Annotated in this window: 18 protein-coding genes; 10 read left to right on the plus strand and 8 right to left on the minus strand. The window is 69.1% G+C overall.

Going from position 1 to position 19,780, the window contains the following annotated elements:
- Nucleotides 1-105: 105 nt before the first annotated feature.
- The 4 genes from YWC_RS0108450 (at nucleotide 106) to YWC_RS32740 (ending at nucleotide 5,774) form a co-directional block, all read left to right on the plus strand.
- Entirely contained in the window at nucleotides 106-924 is an 819-nt protein-coding gene (locus YWC_RS0108450; RefSeq protein ID WP_036213748.1) for a substrate-binding periplasmic protein, read from the plus strand.
- Complete coding sequence (locus YWC_RS28795; RefSeq protein ID WP_084416358.1) at nucleotides 827-4,024, plus strand: response regulator; 3,198 nt, start codon at nucleotides 827-829, stop codon at nucleotides 4,022-4,024. The genes YWC_RS0108450 and YWC_RS28795 overlap by 98 nt, the downstream gene beginning before the upstream one ends.
- Entirely contained in the window at nucleotides 4,021-5,178 is a 1,158-nt protein-coding gene (locus YWC_RS0108460) for a response regulator (protein ID WP_051306329.1), read from the plus strand. The genes YWC_RS28795 and YWC_RS0108460 overlap by 4 nt, the downstream gene beginning before the upstream one ends.
- A gap of 113 nt (nucleotides 5,179-5,291) precedes the next feature.
- A complete protein-coding gene (locus YWC_RS32740; protein WP_051306330.1) occupies nucleotides 5,292-5,774 on the plus strand; it encodes a hypothetical protein in 483 nt (160 codons plus the stop codon).
- Nucleotides 5,775-5,779: 5 nt separating this feature from the next.
- On the opposite strand, the gene YWC_RS0108470 is transcribed toward YWC_RS32740, so the two are convergent.
- From YWC_RS0108470 to YWC_RS0108495, 6 genes are all read right to left on the minus strand, one after another.
- Nucleotides 5,780-6,067, minus strand: coding sequence for a hypothetical protein (locus YWC_RS0108470; protein WP_027864977.1), 288 nt, complete (start codon nucleotides 6,065-6,067; stop codon nucleotides 5,780-5,782).
- A 178-nt stretch (nucleotides 6,068-6,245) separates the two neighbouring features.
- A complete protein-coding gene (locus tag YWC_RS0108475; RefSeq protein WP_027864978.1) occupies nucleotides 6,246-6,890 on the minus strand; it encodes an ABC transporter ATP-binding protein in 645 nt (214 codons plus the stop codon).
- A 19-nt stretch (nucleotides 6,891-6,909) separates the two neighbouring features.
- Nucleotides 6,910-7,701 carry a phosphonate ABC transporter, permease protein PhnE gene (gene phnE, locus YWC_RS0108480; RefSeq protein WP_027864979.1) on the minus strand — a complete coding sequence of 264 codons (792 nt, stop codon included), beginning with the start codon at nucleotides 7,699-7,701 and terminating at the stop codon, nucleotides 6,910-6,912.
- Nucleotides 7,698-8,519 (minus strand): PhnE/PtxC family ABC transporter permease, encoded by an 822-nt coding sequence (locus YWC_RS0108485; RefSeq protein ID WP_027864980.1) that lies wholly within the window; start codon nucleotides 8,517-8,519, stop codon nucleotides 7,698-7,700. The genes phnE and YWC_RS0108485 overlap by 4 nt, the downstream gene beginning before the upstream one ends.
- Nucleotides 8,519-9,346, minus strand: coding sequence for a phosphonate ABC transporter ATP-binding protein (locus YWC_RS0108490; RefSeq protein WP_027864981.1), 828 nt, complete (start codon nucleotides 9,344-9,346; stop codon nucleotides 8,519-8,521). Before YWC_RS0108490 ends, YWC_RS0108485 begins: the two co-directional genes overlap by 1 nt.
- A gap of 21 nt (nucleotides 9,347-9,367) precedes the next feature.
- Nucleotides 9,368-10,255, minus strand: coding sequence for a putative selenate ABC transporter substrate-binding protein (locus YWC_RS0108495; RefSeq protein WP_027864982.1), 888 nt, complete (start codon nucleotides 10,253-10,255; stop codon nucleotides 9,368-9,370).
- 165 nt (nucleotides 10,256-10,420) lie between these two features.
- Here YWC_RS0108495 and egtD point away from each other — a divergent pair, with 165 nt between their 5' ends.
- From egtD to YWC_RS0108520, 5 genes are all read left to right on the plus strand, one after another.
- Nucleotides 10,421-11,392: an L-histidine N(alpha)-methyltransferase gene (gene egtD / locus YWC_RS0108500; RefSeq protein ID WP_051306331.1), complete on the plus strand. Its 972-nt coding sequence runs from the start codon at nucleotides 10,421-10,423 to the stop codon at nucleotides 11,390-11,392.
- Nucleotides 11,392-12,618 (plus strand): ergothioneine biosynthesis protein EgtB, encoded by a 1,227-nt coding sequence (egtB, locus tag YWC_RS0108505; protein ID WP_027864984.1) that lies wholly within the window; start codon nucleotides 11,392-11,394, stop codon nucleotides 12,616-12,618. The genes egtD and egtB overlap by 1 nt, the downstream gene beginning before the upstream one ends.
- On the plus strand, nucleotides 12,615-13,550 hold the full coding sequence (locus YWC_RS28800; RefSeq protein WP_051306332.1) for a YihY/virulence factor BrkB family protein: 936 nt from the start codon (nucleotides 12,615-12,617) through the stop codon (nucleotides 13,548-13,550). Before egtB ends, YWC_RS28800 begins: the two co-directional genes overlap by 4 nt.
- A 132-nt stretch (nucleotides 13,551-13,682) precedes the next feature.
- Nucleotides 13,683-13,883 (plus strand): hypothetical protein, encoded by a 201-nt coding sequence (locus YWC_RS0108515; protein WP_027864985.1) that lies wholly within the window; start codon nucleotides 13,683-13,685, stop codon nucleotides 13,881-13,883.
- A 51-nt stretch (nucleotides 13,884-13,934) separates the two neighbouring features.
- Nucleotides 13,935-15,152, plus strand: a complete 1,218-nt coding sequence (locus YWC_RS0108520) for a glycosyltransferase (protein ID WP_027864986.1) — start codon at nucleotides 13,935-13,937, stop codon at nucleotides 15,150-15,152.
- Here the strand turns inward: YWC_RS0108520 and selD are convergent.
- On the minus strand, nucleotides 15,149-16,204 hold the full coding sequence (selD, locus tag YWC_RS0108525) for a selenide, water dikinase SelD (RefSeq protein ID WP_027864987.1): 1,056 nt from the start codon (nucleotides 16,202-16,204) through the stop codon (nucleotides 15,149-15,151). The genes YWC_RS0108520 and selD overlap by 4 nt on opposite strands.
- A 1-nt stretch (nucleotide 16,205) precedes the next feature.
- On the minus strand, nucleotides 16,206-17,201 hold the full coding sequence (senB, locus tag YWC_RS0108530) for a selenoneine biosynthesis selenosugar synthase SenB (protein WP_027864988.1): 996 nt from the start codon (nucleotides 17,199-17,201) through the stop codon (nucleotides 16,206-16,208).
- Between the two features lie 173 nt (nucleotides 17,202-17,374).
- Here senB and YWC_RS0108535 point away from each other — a divergent pair, with 173 nt between their 5' ends.
- A complete protein-coding gene (locus tag YWC_RS0108535; protein WP_027864989.1) occupies nucleotides 17,375-19,750 on the plus strand; it encodes a DUF4214 domain-containing protein in 2,376 nt (791 codons plus the stop codon).
- Nucleotides 19,751-19,780 lie beyond the last annotated feature (30 nt).

Here is a 19,780-nt window from a genome sequence, read left to right on the forward strand (position 1 = left end):
CGGCGCTGTCGTTTTCCATGCTGACTAGTTGTTTTTACTGTTGTTTGGAAACTTCTGGTGGCATACTTCTGTTGTTCGTTCAACCATGCCTCTTGCCAGCTTTCCATGCGCCGCTACCTGCTTCCCGCCCTGGCCGTCTGTTGCCTGCTTGCGCATGCCCGGGTGCAGGCCGCGCCGGGTGAACACCTCACCCTGTGTTTCGAGCGCCAGGAAGTGCGGCCCTGGCGCACCCTCGATGGCGGCGGGCTGAACTTCGAACTGCTGGCCGAGGTCGCGAGACGTACCGGCGTCACCTTCGATTACCAGAGCATGCCCTGGAAGCGCTGCCTCGAGCAGCTCAAGGCGAACCAGGTCGGCGGCGCCTTCGCGGTCAGCTTCAACCGCGAGCGCATGGCGCTCGGCGCCTACCCGGGCGTGGCCCCCGGCGCGCCCGATCCGCGCGTCGACGCCTCCAAGCGCATGCACCTCGATACCTACATGCTGGTGCGTCCGCGCGGCAGCCGCCTCGACTGGGACGGCAAGGCCATCCGCAACCTGGACGGCCGCATCGGCTTCCAGCTCGGCTATTCGGTGGGGGACTTCCTGCGCGCCCAGGGCGTGGCGACCGACGACGGCAGCCAGCGCTCGGACGAACTGATGCAGAAACTGGTCGCCGGACGCCTGGCGGGCGCCGCGATGGGCGGCGGCGATGCCGCGCGCCTGATGCGCGGCCCGCATGGCAAGCGGCTCGAAATGCTGCCGCTGCCGCTGATGGAAAAACCTTATTTCCTGGTGCTGTCGAACGCCCTGGTCACCAGCCAGCCGCAGCTGGCCGCGCGCCTGTGGAATGCGATCGAAGAAGTGCGCAACAGTCCCGCCTACCGCAAGCGCGAACAGCAGGAGCTCGGCGGCCGCCAGCTCGGCAGCCGCGGGGGAGATCATTAACGGCCGCCGCAGCCGGGTGCGCGTGGTGCCGCGCCGCCTGGTCGAGAACTGGCGCCAGAATATCGTGTTCCGGCTCGGCGCCGGCATCGTGCTCGCGGTCGCGCTGTCGACCGGCGTGTACACCACCTATACGCTGCATACCTTGCGTCTGGATGCCGACGCGCGCCTGCAGGAACGCATGGAGCGCCAGGCGCGCGTGCTGTCGCAGGCGCTGGCGCGTCCGTTGTTCGACATCAACAGCGCCGCGGTGTCCTCGGTGGTCGACGCGCTCGGCGCGACGCCGGAAGTGCAGACCCTGCGCGTGCTGGCCCCGGACGGCAGCCTGATCGCGGCGCTCGGCAGCCACGACGACACCAGGGCCGAACTGTGGGTACGCCAGCGCATCCACTACAACGACGGCACCCGCCAGTACCCGGTGGGAGCGATCGAGCTGGCCTTCTCGCGCGAACAGATCGACGAGGACCTGCGCAAGCAGATCGTGCATACCGCCGCCGCCAATATCCTGCTCACGCTGGCCATCGTGGCCTGCGTGTTCGTGGTCGGGCGGCGCATGTCGCAGCCCTTCGCCGACATCCAGGACGCGCTCGAGAAGCTGGCGCGCGGCGAGACCGACATCCGGCTGTCCGGCATCGGCCGGCGCGACCAGGTCGGGCGCCTGTCGTCCGCGGTGCGCAGTTTCCGCGACACCCTGAACCGGCTGCGCCAGGCCGAGCAGGTCACCAACGGCCTGCTGCGCGAGAAGAGCCGCATCGAGCAGCAGCTGCGCGAACTGAACGAGGACCTGGAGCAGAAGATCGCCGCCCGCACCGAGGAACTGACCCAGTCGAACCTGCGCGCGGAAGCGGCGAACGTGGCCAAGTCCGAGTTCCTGGCCAACATGAGCCACGAGATCCGCACCCCGATGAGCGCGATCATCGGCATGGCCTACCTGGCGCTGCGCACCGACCTCAATCCCAAGCAGCAGGACTACGTCGGCAAGATCCACCGCGCTGCGCTGTCGCTGCTCGGGATCATCAACGACATCCTCGACTTTTCCAAGATCGAGGCCGGCAAGCTCGACGTCGAGCAGGTGCCGTTCTGCCTGGACGAGGTGCTCGGCAACGTGGCCAGCGTCACCAGCCAGCGCGCCGCCGACAAGCGCCTCGAATACCTGTTCCACGTGCCGCACGCGGTGCCGCGCAAGCTCGTGGGCGACCCGCTGCGCCTGGGCCAGGTCCTGATCAACCTGGTCAACAACGCGGCCAAGTTCACGCCGGCGGGAGAGATCCAGCTCTCGTGCATTCCCCTCAAGGGAGGCGAGCCGGGCAGGGTGAAGCTGCGCTTCGCCGTGCGCGACACCGGCATCGGCATCGGCGAGGAGCAGCAGGCCAAGCTGTTCCGCGCCTTCAGCCAGGCCAACGGCTCGACCACGCGCGAGTACGGCGGCACCGGCCTGGGACTGTCGATCTCGCAGCAGCTGGTGGGCCTGATGGGCGGGCGCATCGCGGTCGACAGCGCCCCTGGTGCCGGCTCGACCTTCCACTTCGACCTCGATTTCGCCCTGTCGGGCGAACCCGAGTCGACCCTGGTGGCGCCGCCGGAACTGACCGGCGCGCGCGTGCTGGTGGTCGACGACAGCGCGCTGGCGCGCGCCATCCTGCGCGAGGCCCTGGCGGCGCTGCCGCTGCGGGTCGAGTGCGCGTCGGATGCGCGCCACGCCGAAGGCGCCATCATCGCGGCCGATGCCGCCGGCATGCCTTACCGCCTGGTGCTGACCGACTGCACCATGCCGCGCATGGACGGCATCGAACTGGTGCGCCGCATCACCGCGAACAAGGACCTGCGCGCGCCCCCGCTTACCGTGCTGGTGACGGCCTTCGGACGCGAGGACGTGCAGGCCAGCGCCGAAGAGGCGGGCGTCAACGGCTTCCTGTTCAAACCCTTCGTGCAGTCGGCGCTGTCCGGCACCCTGGCCGGCCTGTTCACGGCCGCCCAGACGGGCGGAGGCGGCGCCTTCGTTGCGCGCGCCCAGGCGCATGGCGCGCGCGTGCTGGTGGTCGAGGACAACCTGGTCAACCAGCAGATCGCGCGCGAGCTGCTCGAAGCCCAGGGTGTCGACGTGGACGTGGCCTCGACCGGCCACCAGGCGCTGGAAAAGCTGTTCGACGCCGGTCCGGGCGCCTACCGCCTGGTGCTGATGGACCTCGAGATGCCGCAGCTGGACGGCCACGCCGCCACGGTCGAGCTGCGCAAGGACCCGCGCTTCGACGAGCTGCCGGTGATCGCGATGACGGCGCATGCGCTGGCCGAGATCCGCGAGCGCTGCCTGAGCGAGGGCATGCAGGATTACATCACCAAGCCGGTCGATCCGGAAAAGCTGTACGCTACCCTGGCGCGCTGGATGGGCAAGGCGCTGCCGGCGCGGTTTTCGGCTCCCGCGCTGTCGGCCCAGGACCAGGCCGCCGAGCTGGCGCCGCTCCCGGGCCTGGCCGGCATCGATGCGGGCTTCGGCCTGCGCAACGTCGGCGGCAACAGCGCCCTCTACGTCGAGCTGCTGGACCGCTTCCGCACGTCCCAGCGCGACGCCGGCTGCAGCATTCGCAGCGACTTCGACGGCGGCCGCCTGCGCGAAGTGGCCAGCCGTGCGCATTCGCTGCGCGGGGTAGCCGGCAACATCGGCGCACGCGAGCTGATGTCGCTGGCGCGCGAGATCGAAGAGCAGGCCGCCAGGCCTGCGCTGCGCGAGCCTGAGCTTGCCGCGCTCGAACGCAGCGTGACGGCGCTCGAGCGCGCCGTGGCCGACCTGATGGATTCGCTCGACTGCTACTTCGCCAACGCCCCTGAAGTGCCGGCCGCGGCGCCGCTCGGGAACGGCGAGCCGGACAGCAGCGATGCCGAGCGCGCCCGCGCGGCCGCGGCCCAGCTGGAACGCCTGCTGGCCGAGTTCTCGGGCGAAGCCACCGATTATTTCGACACCGTGCGCGCTTCCTTGGGCCGCCTGCTCGGCCCGGGCGCGCTGGCGCGCCTCGAGGCGCACCTGTCGCGTTACGAATTCGAAGAGGCGCGCCTGGTGCTGACCCAGGCCAGCGGCACTTCTTCCTCCATTGCGGAACAACTATGAATTCACTGAAGGACCGGGTGCCGCAGGACGCGCAGCATGACCGACCATACCGGCCGACGATCCTGATCGTCGACGATACGCCGGACAACATCATGCTGCTGTCGCGCCTGCTGAAGGACAAGTACCACACCAAGGTGGCCACCAACGGCAGCACCGCGCTGCAGGTCGCTTGCTCGACCCCGGACCTGGACCTGATCCTGCTCGACGTGATGATGCCGGGGATGGACGGCTACGAGACCTGCCGCCAGCTCAAGGCCAACCCGGCGACCAGCGACATCCCGGTGATCTTCCTGACCGCGAAGAACCAGATCGAGGATGAGGCGATGGGCCTGTCGGTGGGCGCGGTCGACTACCTCGGCAAGCCGATCAGTCCGCCGATCCTGTTCGCGCGCGTCTCGACCCACCTGACCCTGCGCGCGGCGCGCAAGCTGTTGCAGGAGCATAACGAGAACCTCGAACGCATGGTCCAGCAGCGCACCGCGCAACTGCTCCTGATGCAGGAAGCCCTGATCCTGGCGATGGGGGCGATGGCCGAGACCCGCGACGGCAAGCTCGATGGCCTGAGCGGCAACCACATCCGCCGCACCCAGCGCTACATGCGCGCGCTGGCGATGAAGCTGCGCAGCCACCCGCGCTTCGCCGCCAGCCTGACCGACGAGAACATCGAGCTGATGACCAAGTCGGCGCCCTTGCACGACATCGGCAAGGTCGCGATTCCCGACCGCATCCTGCAAAAGCAGGGCAAGCTCGACCCGGAGGAGTTCGAGGTGATGAAGCTGCATGCGGCCTACGGGCGAGACACCATCATGCTGGCCGAGAAGCACCTGGGCGGCAGCAACAGCTTCCTGATGTTCGCGCGCGAGATCGCCCATTCGCACCAGGAGAAATGGGACGGCAGCGGTTACCCGGAACGCCTGAGCGGCGATGCGATACCGGTCTCGGCGCGCCTGATGGCGGTGGCCGACGTCTACGATGCGCTGATCTCGCGCCGCGTGTACAAGCCGCCGTTCTCCCACGCGCAGTCGCTCGAGATCATGCGGCAGGGCCGCGGCACGCATTTCGACCCGGACGTGCTGGATGCCTTCTTTGCGCTGGAGGCGGAGTTCGCCGGCATCGCGCAGGAGTTTGCCGATGAGGATGATCGGATTTTGTAGGGTGGACGGCTTCGCCGTCCGCGCGTTCAAATCACCTTCGAGTTGATGCTCACGTTGGCACTCTAGTGGCAAATCGACTATATTGTTTAGCTTGTTGAACGATGGAGTCAGTAATGCCCAGGAAGTCCGCTGCCGTCACGGCGGCAGCCAAGGGAGCTGCGCGCGCGAAAGCCGCGCTCGCCAAAGCAGTGAAACCTGCCGCAAAGCCCGCCGCCAAGGCGCCAGCCGTGAAGGCGGCGCCGGCGAAAGCCACCAAACCCACCGTCAAGGCAGCCGCAAAGGCGGCCGCGAAGTCGCTGGCCGCCCCGGTGGCGAAACGCGCGCCGCGCAAGGCGGCGGCTCCGGCCGCGGTACGCGAGGCCGACACGGCGCGCCCGGTGCTGGTGCGCGACAGCTTCACCATGCCCGAGCAGGAATACGCCGTGCTTGCCGAGGTCAAGCAAGCCTGCCTGCGCGCCGGCATCGACGTCAAGAAGAGCGAGCTGCTGCGCATCGGTGTGGCCCTGCTGGGCCAGGTCGACATCGCGACCCTCAAGGCGGTGCTGGCGGCGCTCCCCCAGCTCAAGACGGGACGCCCGCCGGCCAGCCAGGACTGAGCGTTCTAGTGTACCGAGGCGCTGGTGAGCTCCTTGAGTTCGCGGATCGGGATGTTCGATTTCTCGTGCATGCGCAGCAGGATCGTGGCGCCGACGTTGAGCTTGCGGTGGCGGATCTTGCTGATGATCGGCGGCTGCACCTCGAGTACACGGCACAGCTCGGCATCATTCTTCAGCTGCATGCGCTCGATCAGGGTGTCGAGCAGTTTGTTGGGCACGAAGCTCGACGGCTCCAGGGCCCGGGCCCGGTGCATCGCGGCGAGCATTTCCTGTTTTTTCTGTCGTACGCTCATGGTGCTTCTCCGAATATAAAAACGATAATTCGGGACAGATCGACTTGTTCTGGAAATAGCCCCCTGTGTTTTGTCACGACTTATGTGGTGGGGTCGTTGTGATATTACTACGATTGCGCTGCACGCGATTTACGAATTGAACGTAACGGACCGCAACATCGGTCTTTCTTCGCGGAATTTACGCTAATTTCAATCCGGAACGTGTCAGGAGCAGCACCTGGTCGGCCATGGCGGCCGCGGCGTGGGAGTGGGTGACCATGATGGCGCCGGCGCCACTTAGACGGGTTTCGCGGCGCAGCAGCTCGAGGATGCCCCCGGCGGTCTCGGGGTCGAGGTTGCCGGTCGGTTCATCCGCCAGCAGCAGGGCGGGGCGGTGCACCAGCGCGCGGGCGATCGCCACGCGCTGCAGTTCGCCGCCGGACAGCTGGCGCGGGAAGTCGTTGCCGCGCCCGGCCAGGCCGACCGCGGCCAGCATCTCGTCGGCGCGCCCGTCGGGTGTGCGGTTCAGCAGCAGCGGCAGCGCCACGTTCTGGCGCAGCGTCAGGTGCGGCAGCACGTGGAAGGCCTGGAAGATGAAACCCATGCGGGTGCGGCGCAGGCGGGTCGCCGCGGCGTCGTCGAGCGCCGACATCGGCGTGCCGTCCACGATCACCTGGCCCGCGTCGGGCGCGTCCAGGCCCGCGATGATGTTCAGCAGGGTCGACTTGCCGACCCCCGATTCGCCCATGATGGCCACGAACTCGCCGGCGCGGAAGGCATGCGACAGCTGCGACAGCACCGTGCGGCCGCCATAGGACTTGTTCAGGTTGTCGAGGACGAGCATGATATTCCTGACTGTAGGTTCAGCGGGTCAGCGTACGGCGCAGCGCGAAGCTGAGGGCATCCACGCTGGCCACCAGCAGCAGCATCGCGATCACGACGGTGGCGGCGCTCTGCATCTGGAACAGCGACAGGTGGTACTTCAGCATCTGGCCCAGCCCGCCGGCGCCGACCACGCCCAGCACGGCGGCCGCGCGGATGTTGTTCTCCCAGCGGTACAGGGTATAGGACAGCATCTGCGGCAGGGCCTGCGGCAGGGTAGCGTACAGGAAGGCGCTCAGGGGCGCGGCGCCGTTGGTGCGCAGGCTCGCTTCCGGCAGCGGCTCGACGTTCTCGAGGGCGTCGGCGAACAGGCGCCCCAGCACGCCGCTGGTGTGCGCCGCCAGCGCCAGGGTGCCGGCGAAGGGGCCGAGGCCGGCCGCGACCAGCAGCAGCGCGGCCCACACCAGTTCCGGGATCGAGCGCAGGATGTTCAGCAGCGCCCGGGTCAGGCCGCGCAGCACCCGGCCGAGGCGGCCGGCCGCGGGCAGGGCCAGCAGCATGCCGCCGATCACCGCCAGCAAGGTGCCGACCAGGGACATCGCCAGGGTCTCCCACAGGGCGCCGGCGGTCTTGGCGAGGAAGGCGCGGCCGGTCTCGGGCGGCGTGAAGCCGGCCAGGAATTCCGCGCCGGACGCCAGCGCCTCGGGCGTGAAGAAGGCCGACCATTGCAGCGGCAGCGAGGCAAAGCTCGCCGCCACCAGGGCGGCCAGCGCCAGCAGCAGCACCGGGGTGCCCCAGCTGCGCGGCGGCGGTGGCGGCAGCTGCGGCGTCATCCCAGCCTCCGGCGCAGCAGCTTGGAGACCAGGTCGGCCAGCGCCACCAGCAGCACGAACATGATCAGCATGGTGGACACTTCGCCGCCCGCCATCATCTTGGTCGACTCTTCCATGCGCTGGCCCAGGCCGCCGGCGCCGACGAAGCCCATCACCGCCGAGCCGCGAATCGCGCATTCCCAGCGGTAGACGGTATAAGACACCAGTTCGGCGCTCGATTCCGGCAGGGCGCCGTACAGCAGGGCCGGGAGGCGTCCGCTGCCGTTGGCCAGCAGGATGTCGGTCGCATGGGCACTGGATGATTCCAGGATCTCGGCATAGACTTTGGCCAGCATGCCCGAATAGGTCAGGGCGATGGCCAGCACCCCGGCGGTCGGCCCGAGGCCGACGATGCGCACGAACAGCAGCGCCCACACCAGTTCGGGAACGCTGCGCAGCAGCACCAGCACCCAGCGCAGCAGCTGGCGCACCAGCGAAGCCAGCGGGTGCATGCGTCCGGTGCCGAGGCGCGAAATCGACAGGCGCTCGCTGATGAGCATGGTGGCCGGAATCGCGCCCAGCAGGGCCAGCGAGAGGCCGGCGGTGGCGATCGCCACGGTCTGCCAGGTCTCGCGCAGCACCATGGCCAGGAACTCGCCCTCGAGCGAGGGACGCAGGAAGTCGGACAGGAAGTGCCAGGCCGCCGCCAGGCTTTGCGGGTCGAACAGCAGCCAGGGCTTGAACTCGCTCGCCGCCAGCATCGGCCACAGGAGCAGCAGGCAGACGAGCGTGGCGGTGACGCGGCCGCGCCAGGCCGGGTCCGGATGGGCGGCCTTCATCAGAAGCAGGCGCCGACGGCGATCCGCTCGGGTGACTCGTGCGGAGGCTGCGGGTGCGCCTCGACCGCCTCGTTCTCGTACAGGGCGGCGATCATGGCGTCGCTCACCGTGCTGGTGGCGGCGTCGAACACGATGCGCCCGGCGCGCAGGCCGACCAGGCGCGGGAAGTGGGCGCGCGCCATCTCGACCTGGTGCAGGCTGCACACCAGGCTAGCCTTGCGCGCCGAGGCTTCCTGCTGCAGCGTGGCCAGGGTATGGCGGGCCAGGGCCGGGTCGAGCGCGGAGATCGGCTCGTCGACCAGGAAGGCTTCGGCGCTGGAGAGCAGCAGGCGCGCCAGGCCGCAGCGCTGGCGCTCGCCGCCCGACAGGCGGTCGACGCGCGCATACAGCTTGTCGCCCAGGCCGAAGCGCGCCAGGGCCGCGTGGGCGGCGTCCGGATCGCTCGGGCGCACCAGCGAGGCGAAGGCCTGCCACAGGCTCATGTGGGGCAGGCGCGCGGCCAGCACCGCGGTGACCACGCGCTGGCGCGGCGGCAGCGGCGGGGTCTGCGGCGCCAGGAACAGGCGCGCGCGCAGGCGGTGGCGTGCCGATTGCGGCAAGGCCCACGGGTCTTGTCCGAAGACGGAGAAGCCGCCCACGTCCGAGGACTGCGGGCGGTGGGCGCAGGCGAGGGTGGCGAGCAGGGTGGTCTTGCCGGCGCCGGAAGGGCCGATCAGGGCCAGCTGCTCGCCGGGCGCGACGTCCAGGTCGAGTTCATGGAGGGCGGCCGGCGCCTGCGCCGTTGCCGCCAGGTGGCGTACCGTGAGTTTCTCGAGCCGGAAAGTCATCGCGCAGCAGCCAGCTCCGGATTACTTCAGCAGGCCGGCGTTGCGCGCCGCGGCCTCGATCGCGCCGTAGTTCGCGGTCCTGGTCGGGACGAACTTGGTGGCGCGCTGCAGGTCCAGGATCTGCTTGCCTTCCGGGGTCGAGGCATCCAGCGCCAGGAAGGCGTCGGTGATCTTCTTCTGCAGGGCCGGGCTCATGTCGCTGCGCACGGTCCAGTTGTAGTCGTAGTAGCCCGGGGTGGTGTAGAACACGCGCACCACTTTGGGGTCGACCTTCCTGGTTTCCACCAGCTTGTCCCACACCGAGATGTTCAGGGCGCCGGCGTCGACCTTGCCGCCCGCGACAGCGGCCACGGTGGCGTCATGCGCGCCCGAGAAGGCGACGCGCTTGAGGTCGGTGTCCGGGTTGATCTTCGCGCCCAGCAGGAAGGAACGCGGCATCAGGTGGCCCGAGGTCGACGACTCCGAACCGAAGGACAGGGTCTTGCCTTTCAGGTCTTCCAGCTTGTTGATGTCCGGCTTGGTGGTGATGAAGACCGAGCGGAACTTCTCGTCCTCGGCGCGCTGCACCAGCGGCACGACCTGGCCCTTGCTGCGCACGTTCGCCTGCACGAAGGTGAAGCCGCCGAACCAGACCATGTCGATCTTGCGGTTGATCAGGCCTTCGACCGAGGCCGCGTAGTCGGTCACCGGAGTGAACTCGACCTTCAGGCCGGTTGCCTTGGACAGGTACTTGCCCAGCGGCTCGAACTTGCGCTGCAGCTCGGTCGGCGCTTCGTCGGGGATGGCCGAGACGCGCAGCACACCCGGCGTGTTCTGGGCATAGGCGCCGCCGGCGGCGGCAAAGCTCAAGCTCACCGTAGCGGCGGCGAACATGGTTTTCAGGACACGCGAAGACGAGAACGAAGTCATGGTTGGCATTCTTATTAAGTAATGGAAAGTGGTGAACCGGGGACGTCACGGCAGCACGGCTGCGGGAAGCGGCAAAAATCCGGAATCCGCTATTATGGCAAAAACAGCAACTGAACCCTATGCCATGGCGCATCCGGCGGTATGGCGGCACGAATGATAACGCTTATGCACATCTCCTGCACGCAAGACCGCCCGCGCGCCGCCAATGCCCATGTGGCGGACGAGCTGCACGCCGGCCTCCAGGCCCCTGGCGCCTGGATCTCGCCCAAGTTCCTGTACGACGCGCTCGGCTCGAAGCTGTTCGAGGCCATCTGCGAACTGCCCGAGTATTACCCGACCCGCACCGAGGCCGCCATTTTCGCCCGCCACGGGGCCGAGATCGCGCGCGTGGCCGGCCCTGGGGCGACGCTGGTCGACCTGGGCGCCGGCAACTGCGCCAAGGCGGCGGCGCTGTTCCCGCTCTTGAACCCCGCCCAGTACGTGGCGGTCGACATCTCGACCGGCTTCCTGTGCGAGGCCCTCGAGCGCCTGCGCCAGCGCTTCCCGCACATCGACATGGAAGCGCTGGGCATGGACTTTTCCAGCCGCTTCGAGCTGCCCGCGCAGGTACGCGCCGCGCGCCGCCTGTTCTTCTACCCCGGCTCCTCGATCGGCAACTTCACCCCGGACGAGGCCCTGGGTTTCCTGCGCCGCCTGCGCGCCCAGTGCGGCGACGATGGCGGCGTGCTGATCGGCATCGACCTGGCCAAGGACAAGGCCACCCTCGACGCCGCCTATGACGACGCCCTCGGGGTCACCGCGGCCTTCAACCTGAACGTGCTGCGCCACGTGAACCACCTGGTCGGGGCCGACTTCGACATCCGCGCCTGGCGCCACCACGGCTTCTACCAGGCCGAGCGCGGCCGCGTCGAGATGCACCTGGAGGCGGTGCGCCGCCAAGAGGTGCACTGGAACTGCGGCGGCAAGGCCTGCTCGCGCGTGTTCGAGCCGGGCGAGCGCATCCACACCGAGAACAGCTACAAGTACCAGCAGGCCGATGCGATCGCCTTGCTGGAGCGTTCCGGGTTCGAGGCCACCCGCGTGTGGACCGATCCGCAGCGCTGGTTCGCGGTGATCCACGCACAGGCGATTCACTGATGGGCATCGGGCAGCGCGAAGACCTCCTGCACGCCTTCGACCGGGTGCGCCGCCGCTCGCTCGAGATCGCCGCGCCCTTATCTAGCGAGGACTGCTGCGCACAGTCGATGCCGGACGCCAGCCCCGTCAAGTGGCACCTGGCGCATACCACCTGGTTCTTCGAGACCTTCATCCTCGAAGCGTACGAGCCCGGCTTTGCGCCTTTCCACCCGGCCTTCCGGGTGCTGTTCAACTCCTATTACAACGGCATCGGCGCCAAGCATCCGCGCCCCTGGCGCGGCCTGCTCACCCGGCCCGCGCTGGACGAGGTGCGCGCCTACCGCCAGGACGTCGACGGCCGCATCGCCAGGCTGCTGGCGGCAGGCACCGGGCCTGAGGTCGCCAGGCTGCTCGAACTCGGGCTGCAGCACGAGCAGCAGCACCAGGAACTGATGCTTACCGATCTCAAGCACCTGCTGGCCCAGAACCCGCTGTACCCGGCCTATTCGCCGCAGGAGATGGAGGCCGGCATGGCGCCGGAACCGACTGCCTGGATCGAGTACGACGGCGGCCTGGCCGAAATCGGCTACGGCGGCAGCGGCTTCTGCTTCGACAACGAGCTGCCGCGTCACCGCACCTACGTCGCACCCTTCGAGCTGGCTTCGCGCCTGGTCACCAATGGCGAGTACCTGGAGTTCATCCGGGCCGGCGGCTACCGCGATCCCTCCCTGTGGCTGGCCGAAGGCTGGGACCGGGTATGCAGCGGCGAAATCCTGCACCCTCTCTACTGGCTAGCATCCGACGACGGCGCCTGGAGCGAGTTCACCCTGCACGGGGTGCAGGCGCTCGACCCGGCGCGCCCGGTCACCCATATCTCGCTGTACGAGGCCGACGCCTATGCGCGCTGGCGCGGCGCGCGCCTGCCGACCGAGGCCGAGTGGGAATTCGCCGCGCGCCAGGCCTCGCTCGCCGGCGGCGCCCTGCATCCGGAAGCGGCGGAAGGCGACGGCCTGCTGCAGATGTTCGGGGCCTGCTGGCAGTGGACCAGCAGCAGCTACGCGCCTTACCCCGGCTATGCGCCGGCCGCCGGCGCCATCGGCGAATACAACGGCAAGTTCATGGTCAACCAGTACGTACTGCGCGGTTCCTCCTGCGCCACGCCCGGTGGCCATGCGCGCGCCAGCTACCGCAACTTCTTCCCGGCCGGGGCGCGCTGGCAGTTCACCGGGATCAGGCTGGCCCGATGACGCGGCGCAGGAGCTGGCGCGAGCGCCTGCTGGACCAGCGCGCCAATGCCTGGATCCTGGCGCACCCGCTCAACTTCAGCCTGCAGGTGATCCGGGGCTTTCGCGCCAACCAGGGCCTGCTGCTGGCCGGCGCTGTCGCCTATTATGCGCTGCTGTCGATCGTGCCCTTCCTGATGCTGGCGGTGGTGGCGCTGTCGCACTTCATCGAGCAGGCCGAGCTGCTCGAGACCCTGCAGCGCTACCTGGGCATGCTGGTGCCGGGACAGTCGCAGCCGATCGTGGACGAGGTGGCGCACTTCCTCGAAAACCGCGAGCTGATCACCTGGGTGCTGGGCGGCACCATGCTGTTCTTCAGTTCGCTCGCCTTCACGGTGCTGGAGAACGCGATGAGCGTGATCTTCATCCACCGGGTATCGGTCCGGCGCCGCCACTTCCTGGTCTCAGCCGTGCTCCCGTACTGCTACATCCTGGCACTGGGAGTCGGCGTCATGATCGTGACCCTGGTGGCCGGCGCGCTCGAAGTGCTGGGCAAGGAGAGCATCTGGCTGTTCGGCGTCCAGTGGTCGCTGGGCGGCGTCTCGGGCGCCTTGCTCTACCTGCTCGGGCTGTTCGGCGAAATCCTGGTACTGACCTCGATCTACCTGGTGATGCCGGTAGGCCGCCTGTCGCTGTGGCATGCGCTGATCGGCGGCGTCAGCGCGGCGCTGCTGTGGGAGCTCGCACGGCGTGTGCTGGTCTGGTATTTCTCGACCCTGTCGCAGGTGAACCTGGTGTACGGCTCGATGACGACGGCGATCGTGGTCATGTTCAGCCTCGAGATCGCGGCCACGCTGCTGCTGCTCGGCGCCCAGGTGATCGCTGAATACGAACGCGTCGGGCACGGACTGGTCGACCGGCCGCCGGAGCCGATGCATACCGAGCCGCCTGCCTGAGGCGCCTACGCTGCGCGGGTTGCTCTTGCGCCCGGTCAATTTCTTTATTGAAGGCAATGGCACAGTATGGGCTTGCGCGATCCGCTTGGCTTGGCTCAAGCGCGCGCAAGTTCCATTGAATCGGGAGATGCCATGAGCCAAACAGTCGCAATCGTCCTTCCGCTACCGGTCCTGCTTGCGCTGGTGGTGCTGCTGTTCGTGTTGCTGGTGCTGAGCGCAGTCGTGCTGTCGCTGAATGCTTCGGCGCCGCTCCAGTTCCCGTCGCCGCCAGGCGAGAAGAGCGGCCTCCCTGGCGTCGATGATGCCGACGGGCTCCCGGCCGCGCAGTCCTGACCCCATCCCGCGGCTGTCGGCCGCAGCCAGGCTTCGGCTACACTGCCGGGCATGGCTCACTTCTACCTTTGCTGGGAACTCGGCGGCGGCCTCGGCCACGCCGGCCGCCTCAAGTCGATCGCGCTGCCGCTGCGCGCGCGCGGCCACCGGGTCAGCTTCGTGCTGCGCGACCTGGTGCTCACGCGGCGCCTGCTGCTCGACCCCCGGCTCGACGGCATTGCGCGCCTGCAGGCGCCGGTCTGGCTGCACCGCACCGCCGGCCTGCCGCCGGAGGAAGCCAGCCTGGCCGAGATCCTGCTCGCCTGCGGCTACCTCGATGCGGACGCGCTGGCCGGCCTGTGCGAGGGCTGGCGCGGACTGTTCCGGCAAGGCAGCCCCGACCTGGTGATCGCGGATTACGCGCCCACCGCCATCCTGGCGGCGCGCAGCCTGGGCTTGCCCAGCGCGGCGCTCGGGCCGGGCTTCACGATGCCGCCCGCCGGCCAGCCCCTGCCGCCGCTGCGCAGCTGGGAACCGCCGCAGCCGGCGCGGCTGCGCGCTGGCGAGGCGCGCCTGCTGGACAGCGCCAACCGGGTGCTGGCCGCGCTCGGCGCCGCGCCGCTGGCGCGCGGCGCCGAACTGCTGCTGGGGGACCATCCGCTGCTGTGCACCTGGCCCGAACTCGACCACTTCGCGCGCGGCGGTAGCGGCCCCTGGCTGGGCCCGAACCTGCCGCAGCCGGCCGGATGCGCACCCGCATGGCCGGCCGGCGAGGGCAGGCGGGTGTTCGCCTACCTGCGCCGCGGGGTGCCAGAAACTGCCGAGGTGCTGGGGGCGTTGCTGCGGCAGGGCTGCCGGGTGCTGTGCTACATGCCCGAGCTGGCTGGCGGCGCGCCGGCGCCGCTCGCGCATCCGCATCTGGCCTGGGCGCCGGGACCGGTCTCCTTGCCGGAGGCGCTGGCCGGCTGCGAGCTGGTGGTCAGTCACGCGGGCGAAGCCTTGAGCGCGCAGGCCCTGCTGGCCGGGCGGCCGCTCCTGATGCTGCCGCATACGACGGAAGGCTTCCTGATGGCGCGCCGCGTCGCGCAGCTGGGGGCGGGGATCAATGCGATGGAGCAGGCGCGTGCGCGCGACTGGGAGGCATTGGTGGAAAGCCTCCTGGGGCGGCCGGGCTACCGCGACGCCGCCGCGGCCTTTGCGCGGCGCTACGCGGGCTTCGATCCGCAGCGCCAGGCCGAGGCGCTGGCGGACCGGTTCGAGGCGCTGGCGGCCGCCAGGGGGAGAGTTTAAGCGACGCTGACGCGTGCAGCGCCTTCGCCCATGCGGCCGATCACGGCCGCATGCTCGAAACCTTCGCGGGCGAACAGCGCCAGTACCTCGTCCACGCTGGCCGGGTCGCAGGATACCAGGAGGCCGCCCGAGGTCTGCGGGTCGGTCAGCAGCGCGCGCTGGGCCGGCGTGACGGCGGCGCCGAGGTCGACGTCCTTGCCGTAGGCATCCCAGTTGCGGCCTGAAGCGCCGGTGAAGAAACCGTCCTGGGCCAGCTGCAGCACGCCGGGCAGCAGCGGCACCTTGTCCATCTCGAGCGTGGCGGACAGCCTGGCGCCGCGCGCCAGTTCCAGCAGGTGGCCCAGCAGGCCGAAGCCGGTGACGTCGGTCAGGGCATGCACGCCCGGCATCTCGGCCAGCAGGCGGCCGGGCTTGTTCAGCTTGGTGGTATTGGCGATCATGGCTGCGTAGCCTTCTTCGCCCAGCGCATCCTTCTTCAGCGCGGCCGACAGCACGCCCACGCCGAGCGGCTTGCCGAGAACGAGCACGTCGCCGGCCCTGGCGTCGGCATTGCGCTTGATTTTGGACGGATGCACCAGGCCCATCACCACCAGGCCGTAGATCGGCTCGACCGAGTCGATGGTATGGCCGCCGGCGATCGGGATGCCCGCGTCGGCGCAGGCCGACTCTCCGCCGCGGATGATCTGGCCGATGGTCTCGAGCGGCAGCTTGTTGACCGGCATGCCGACCAGGGCCAGGGCCATGATCGGGGTGCCGCCCATCGCGTACACGTCCGAGATCGCATTGGTCGCGGCGATGCGGCCGAAGTCGAAGGGATCGTCGACGATCGGCATGAAGAAGTCGGTGGTGGCGATCAGGGCCTGCTCGTCGTTGAGCTTGTAGACGGCGGCATCGTCGGCCGTCTCGATGCCGACCATCAGCTCCTTCGGCACCGGGAAACCGGCGGATTTGCTCAGGATTTCAGACAGCACGCCGGGAGCGATCTTGCAGCCGCAGCCGCCGCCGTGCGAGAACGAAGTCAGTTTGATTGGTTGGTCAGTCGTCGTGCTCATCCTAGTCTTTCGTGTTGGTGGTCGCGCCGGGCGCGTGAAGGAGCAGATTATCCACCAAGTCGCGCACCGCCGCTTGCTCGGCGCCAGGCAGGAACAGGGCGGCGCGGGCCGCGCACTGGCGCCGCAACAGGGCGTCGAATCCGCTGTCGCCGATGATCCGGTCGACCAGCCGGGCCAGCGCGGCCGCATCGCCCGGCGCGAAATAGCCGGCATAGTCCTCGCCCAGCATGCCGCGGTTGCCGTTGATGTCGGACGCCAGCACCGGCACGCCGCTGGTCACGGCTTCGATGATCACGTTGGCGCCGCCTTCCATGCGCGAGGTAATGGCCATCGCGTGGCAGCGTTTCAGGCGCTGGCGCGCGCTCCCGTGGGGCAGGGCGCCGAGCCAGCGGTAGCGCGGGTTGGCTGCCTGCGCCTCGAGGGCGGCCTGGCCCAGCTCGGGATCGAGCGCGCCACCGATGTGCAGCAGGCGCGCGGCGGGGTGGGTCACCATGCCGGCGGCGCGGATGAAGGTCAATGGATCCTTTTCCTCGCGCAGGTGGCCGACCATGCAGATGTCGGCGAAGCGCGCCTGCCCGCGGCGCGGGTACGGGCGCAGGCTCGGCGCCGACTGGTAGATGACGCGCGCCCTGGCGCGCAGCGCCTCCGGCAGCAGGGCCAGGCCGGCCGGCTGCAGCAGGACCAGGGCGTGGGCGCGCTCGAGCGAGGCGCGGGCCGCGGCGTCCAGGGCGATGTCGCGGTACAGGTCGGTCCCTGTCAGCACCAGGATCGCCGGACGGCCGGGGTAGGAGTCGGCAAACGCGGCCAGGGAGGCGGCGGAACGGCGCGCATGCAGGGCGATCATCAGGTCGGGCGCCGGGTCGGACCCCGGCCAGGCGCCGGCGATGTCGACGCGGTGGACGGCGCGCAGGAAGCGCGCCCAACGGCTGGCGGTTTGCCAGTTGCCATTGTTCTCGCGCGCACTGGCGGGACTGACGATGAGGATGTGCTTGCGCACGGCCACTTCCTGGAGTTGGGGAGGCCGATTATACGATGCCGCCGGGACAGGCATCCGGCCGCGCGTCCGGATCTTGAACACCGAAAAAGCTGTCGTATTTGCGCATCGACAAGCCCGGCCGCGGGCCGCCTGTGGCATGATCGCCCGCTCATCGGTTTCAGTGCTACTTCATCATGCTATTTCGCCAACTCCTGCTTGCCTTCGCCGCAGCCATCGCCCTCGTTGCCTGCGGCGGCAGCGCCGAAGATCCCGTACAGTCCGCCGGCATGGCGTCCACGCGCGCCAGCCTCGTCTCGGGGCAGCATGCGTTCCCTGGCATGCGCTGGGAGTACACGGTCGTGCGCACCGCCACGGGCTGGAACGTGGTCGACCTGGTCCGCGGTGGGGCGGTCACCGCGGTTCCCGCCAATGCGCGCCTGCGCTTCGCCGACAGTTCGCTGGCGCTCGACGTAGAAGGCATCGCCGGCCAGGTCTACCGCCTCTACCAGGCAGCGTTCGCGCGCATCCCGGACCAGGCCGGTGTGGGTTTCTGGATCGACGCCCTCGAGCGCGGTAGCTCGCTCGACGCGATCGCCGAGGGCTTCGTGGCCTCCGCCGAGTACCGCGGCATCTATGGCAGCAATCCGTCCAACGCCCAGATCGTCGAGCGCTATTACCAGAACGTGCTCGGCCGTCCTGGCGAAGTGGCCGGCATCGCCTTTTGGCGCGGTGTGCTCGACCGTGGTGCGGCCACGCCGGCCTCGGTGCTGAAAGGCTTCAGCGAAAGCGCCGAGAACCAGGCGATGGTGCTGGTGGCGATCCAGAACGGCATCGCCTACCAGGAGCCAGGCATGGCCTATGTGCCGGTGGCGCGGCCCGGCGTCGACCGCAACGTCCCCCCCGGCAAGGTCGTGACCCTGGACGGCGGCGCGAGCAGCGTGGCGCCCGGTCGCAGCATCGCCTATGCATGGACCCTGCTGTCGAAGCCGGCCGGCAGCGCCGCCGTGCTGGCCATGTCCACCACCGCCACCCCGGCCTTCCTGGCCGACGTCGAGGGCAGCTATGAACTCGGCCTGACAGTCAGCGACGGCAGTGCAGCCAGTGCAATGGCGCGGGTGACCGTAAATGCCGCCTTGTGGCGCCCGGCCGAGGGACGGATGCCGGCCGGCGGCAATGCCGTGTACCTGGAAAGCGAGGCGGGCGACTACATCGGCGCCGGCAAGGCCTACCTGTACACCGGCGCCGACACGCTGTTCTCGGTCACCCCGATCGGCGCCGGCCTGCGCATCAACCTTACCGGCGACGAGAACTGGTCCGGCGAATTCGTGCCGCCCAACAGCCTGACCCGGCTCCAGCCGGGCTACCACGGCAACCTGACCCGCTACCCCTTCCACAATCCGGTCCATGGCGGCCTGGCGTGGACCGGCGAAGGGCGCGGCTGCAATACCCTGGCCGGCTGGTTCATCGTCGACAGCGTCACCTATGAAGGCAGCGTACTGAGCGCGATCGACCTGCGCTTCGAGCAGCGCTGCGAGGGCGGACAGACCGCCCTGCATGGCCGCGTTCGCTGGAGCGCGAACGGCAGCACGGCCGCTCCCAAGCCGGCGCCCGTGCCGGCCGGCCTGTGGACCCCGAGCGCATCGGCGCTGCCGGCCAGCGGCAACTACGTCTACCTGCAGAGCACCCAGGGCGACTACATCGGCGGCGGACGCACCTACACCTACACCGGCAGCAATGCCATGCTGAACATCGGCAGCAACAGTGCCCATCTGAAGGTAGGGGTGACCGGTGACGAGCAATGGAGCGGCGACTTCGCCGGCATGACCGGCATGACCCAGCTAGAGCCGGGCTACTACGGCGACCTGCAGCGCTACCCCTTCCACAACCCGGTGCGCGGCGGCCTGTCCTGGAGCGGCGAGGGCCGCGGCTGCAACCGGCTGCTGGGCTGGTTCGTGGTCGACAGCGTGAGCTACGTCGGCGGCAGCATGACGGCGCTGGAGATGCGCTTCGAGCAGCGCTGCGAGGGCGGCAGCAGCGCCTTGCGCGGCAAGATCAAGTGGCGCGCGGACGACAACACGGCGCCGCCGGGCCCGCTCAATCCGCCGCCGACCGGGCTGTGGACGCCCGCGGCGGGCGCGACGCCGGCGAGCGGCAACTTCGTTTACCTGAGCAGCATGCCGGGCGACTACATCGGCGGCGGCCTGACCCGCAGCTTTACCGATGCGAACGCGGTGCTGAAGGTGACGGCGACCGGCGCGCGCCTGCAGGTCAGCGTGAACGGCGACAGCTGGTGGTCGGGCGACTTCGCGGGCATGAACACCCTGAGCCAGCTGCAGCCTGGCTATTACGGCAACCTGCAGCGCTACCCCTTCCACAACCCGATCCGTGGGGGGCTGTCCTGGAGCGGCGACGGCCGCGGCTGCAATACCCTGAGCGGCTGGTTCGTGGTGGACAAGGTGAGCTACGTGCAGGACCAGCTGTCCGAGATCGACCTGCGCTTCCAGCAGAACTGCGAAGGCGGCAGCGCCGCGCTGCGCGGCAGGATCCGCTGGAGCGCGGCGGCGCGCTGACAAGAGAAGCGGCGCCGGATGGCGCCGGGA

Origin of the sequence: Massilia alkalitolerans DSM 17462, from assembly GCF_000427785.1 — a bacterium.
Classification (GTDB): Bacteria; Pseudomonadota; Gammaproteobacteria; order Burkholderiales; family Burkholderiaceae_D; genus Telluria; species Telluria alkalitolerans.

Excerpts from the sequence above, each read along its gene's own strand:
- YWC_RS0108450 (WP_036213748.1), top strand. The coding sequence starts at position 106 with ATGCGCCGCTACCTGCTTCCCGCCCTGGCCGTCTGTTGCCTGCTTGCG.
- YWC_RS28795 (WP_084416358.1), top strand. The coding sequence starts at position 827 with ATGCGATCGAAGAAGTGCGCAACAGTCCCGCCTACCGCAAGCGCGAAC.
- YWC_RS0108460 (WP_051306329.1), top strand. The coding sequence starts at position 4,021 with ATGAATTCACTGAAGGACCGGGTGCCGCAGGACGCGCAGCATGACCGA.
- YWC_RS32740 (WP_051306330.1), top strand. The coding sequence starts at position 5,292 with ATGCCCAGGAAGTCCGCTGCCGTCACGGCGGCAGCCAAGGGAGCTGCG.
- YWC_RS0108470 (WP_027864977.1), bottom strand. The coding sequence starts at position 6,067 with ATGAGCGTACGACAGAAAAAACAGGAAATGCTCGCCGCGATGCACCGG.
- YWC_RS0108475 (WP_027864978.1), bottom strand. The coding sequence starts at position 6,890 with ATGCTCGTCCTCGACAACCTGAACAAGTCCTATGGCGGCCGCACGGTG.
- phnE (WP_027864979.1), bottom strand. The coding sequence starts at position 7,701 with ATGACGCCGCAGCTGCCGCCACCGCCGCCGCGCAGCTGGGGCACCCCG.
- YWC_RS0108485 (WP_027864980.1), bottom strand. The coding sequence starts at position 8,519 with ATGAAGGCCGCCCATCCGGACCCGGCCTGGCGCGGCCGCGTCACCGCC.
- YWC_RS0108490 (WP_027864981.1), bottom strand. The coding sequence starts at position 9,346 with ATGACTTTCCGGCTCGAGAAACTCACGGTACGCCACCTGGCGGCAACG.
- YWC_RS0108495 (WP_027864982.1), bottom strand. The coding sequence starts at position 10,255 with ATGACTTCGTTCTCGTCTTCGCGTGTCCTGAAAACCATGTTCGCCGCC.
- egtD (WP_051306331.1), top strand. The coding sequence starts at position 10,421 with ATGCACATCTCCTGCACGCAAGACCGCCCGCGCGCCGCCAATGCCCAT.
- egtB (WP_027864984.1), top strand. The coding sequence starts at position 11,392 with ATGGGCATCGGGCAGCGCGAAGACCTCCTGCACGCCTTCGACCGGGTG.
- YWC_RS28800 (WP_051306332.1), top strand. The coding sequence starts at position 12,615 with ATGACGCGGCGCAGGAGCTGGCGCGAGCGCCTGCTGGACCAGCGCGCC.
- YWC_RS0108515 (WP_027864985.1), top strand. The coding sequence starts at position 13,683 with ATGAGCCAAACAGTCGCAATCGTCCTTCCGCTACCGGTCCTGCTTGCG.
- YWC_RS0108520 (WP_027864986.1), top strand. The coding sequence starts at position 13,935 with ATGGCTCACTTCTACCTTTGCTGGGAACTCGGCGGCGGCCTCGGCCAC.
- selD (WP_027864987.1), bottom strand. The coding sequence starts at position 16,204 with ATGAGCACGACGACTGACCAACCAATCAAACTGACTTCGTTCTCGCAC.
- YWC_RS0108535 (WP_027864989.1), top strand. The coding sequence starts at position 17,375 with ATGCTATTTCGCCAACTCCTGCTTGCCTTCGCCGCAGCCATCGCCCTC.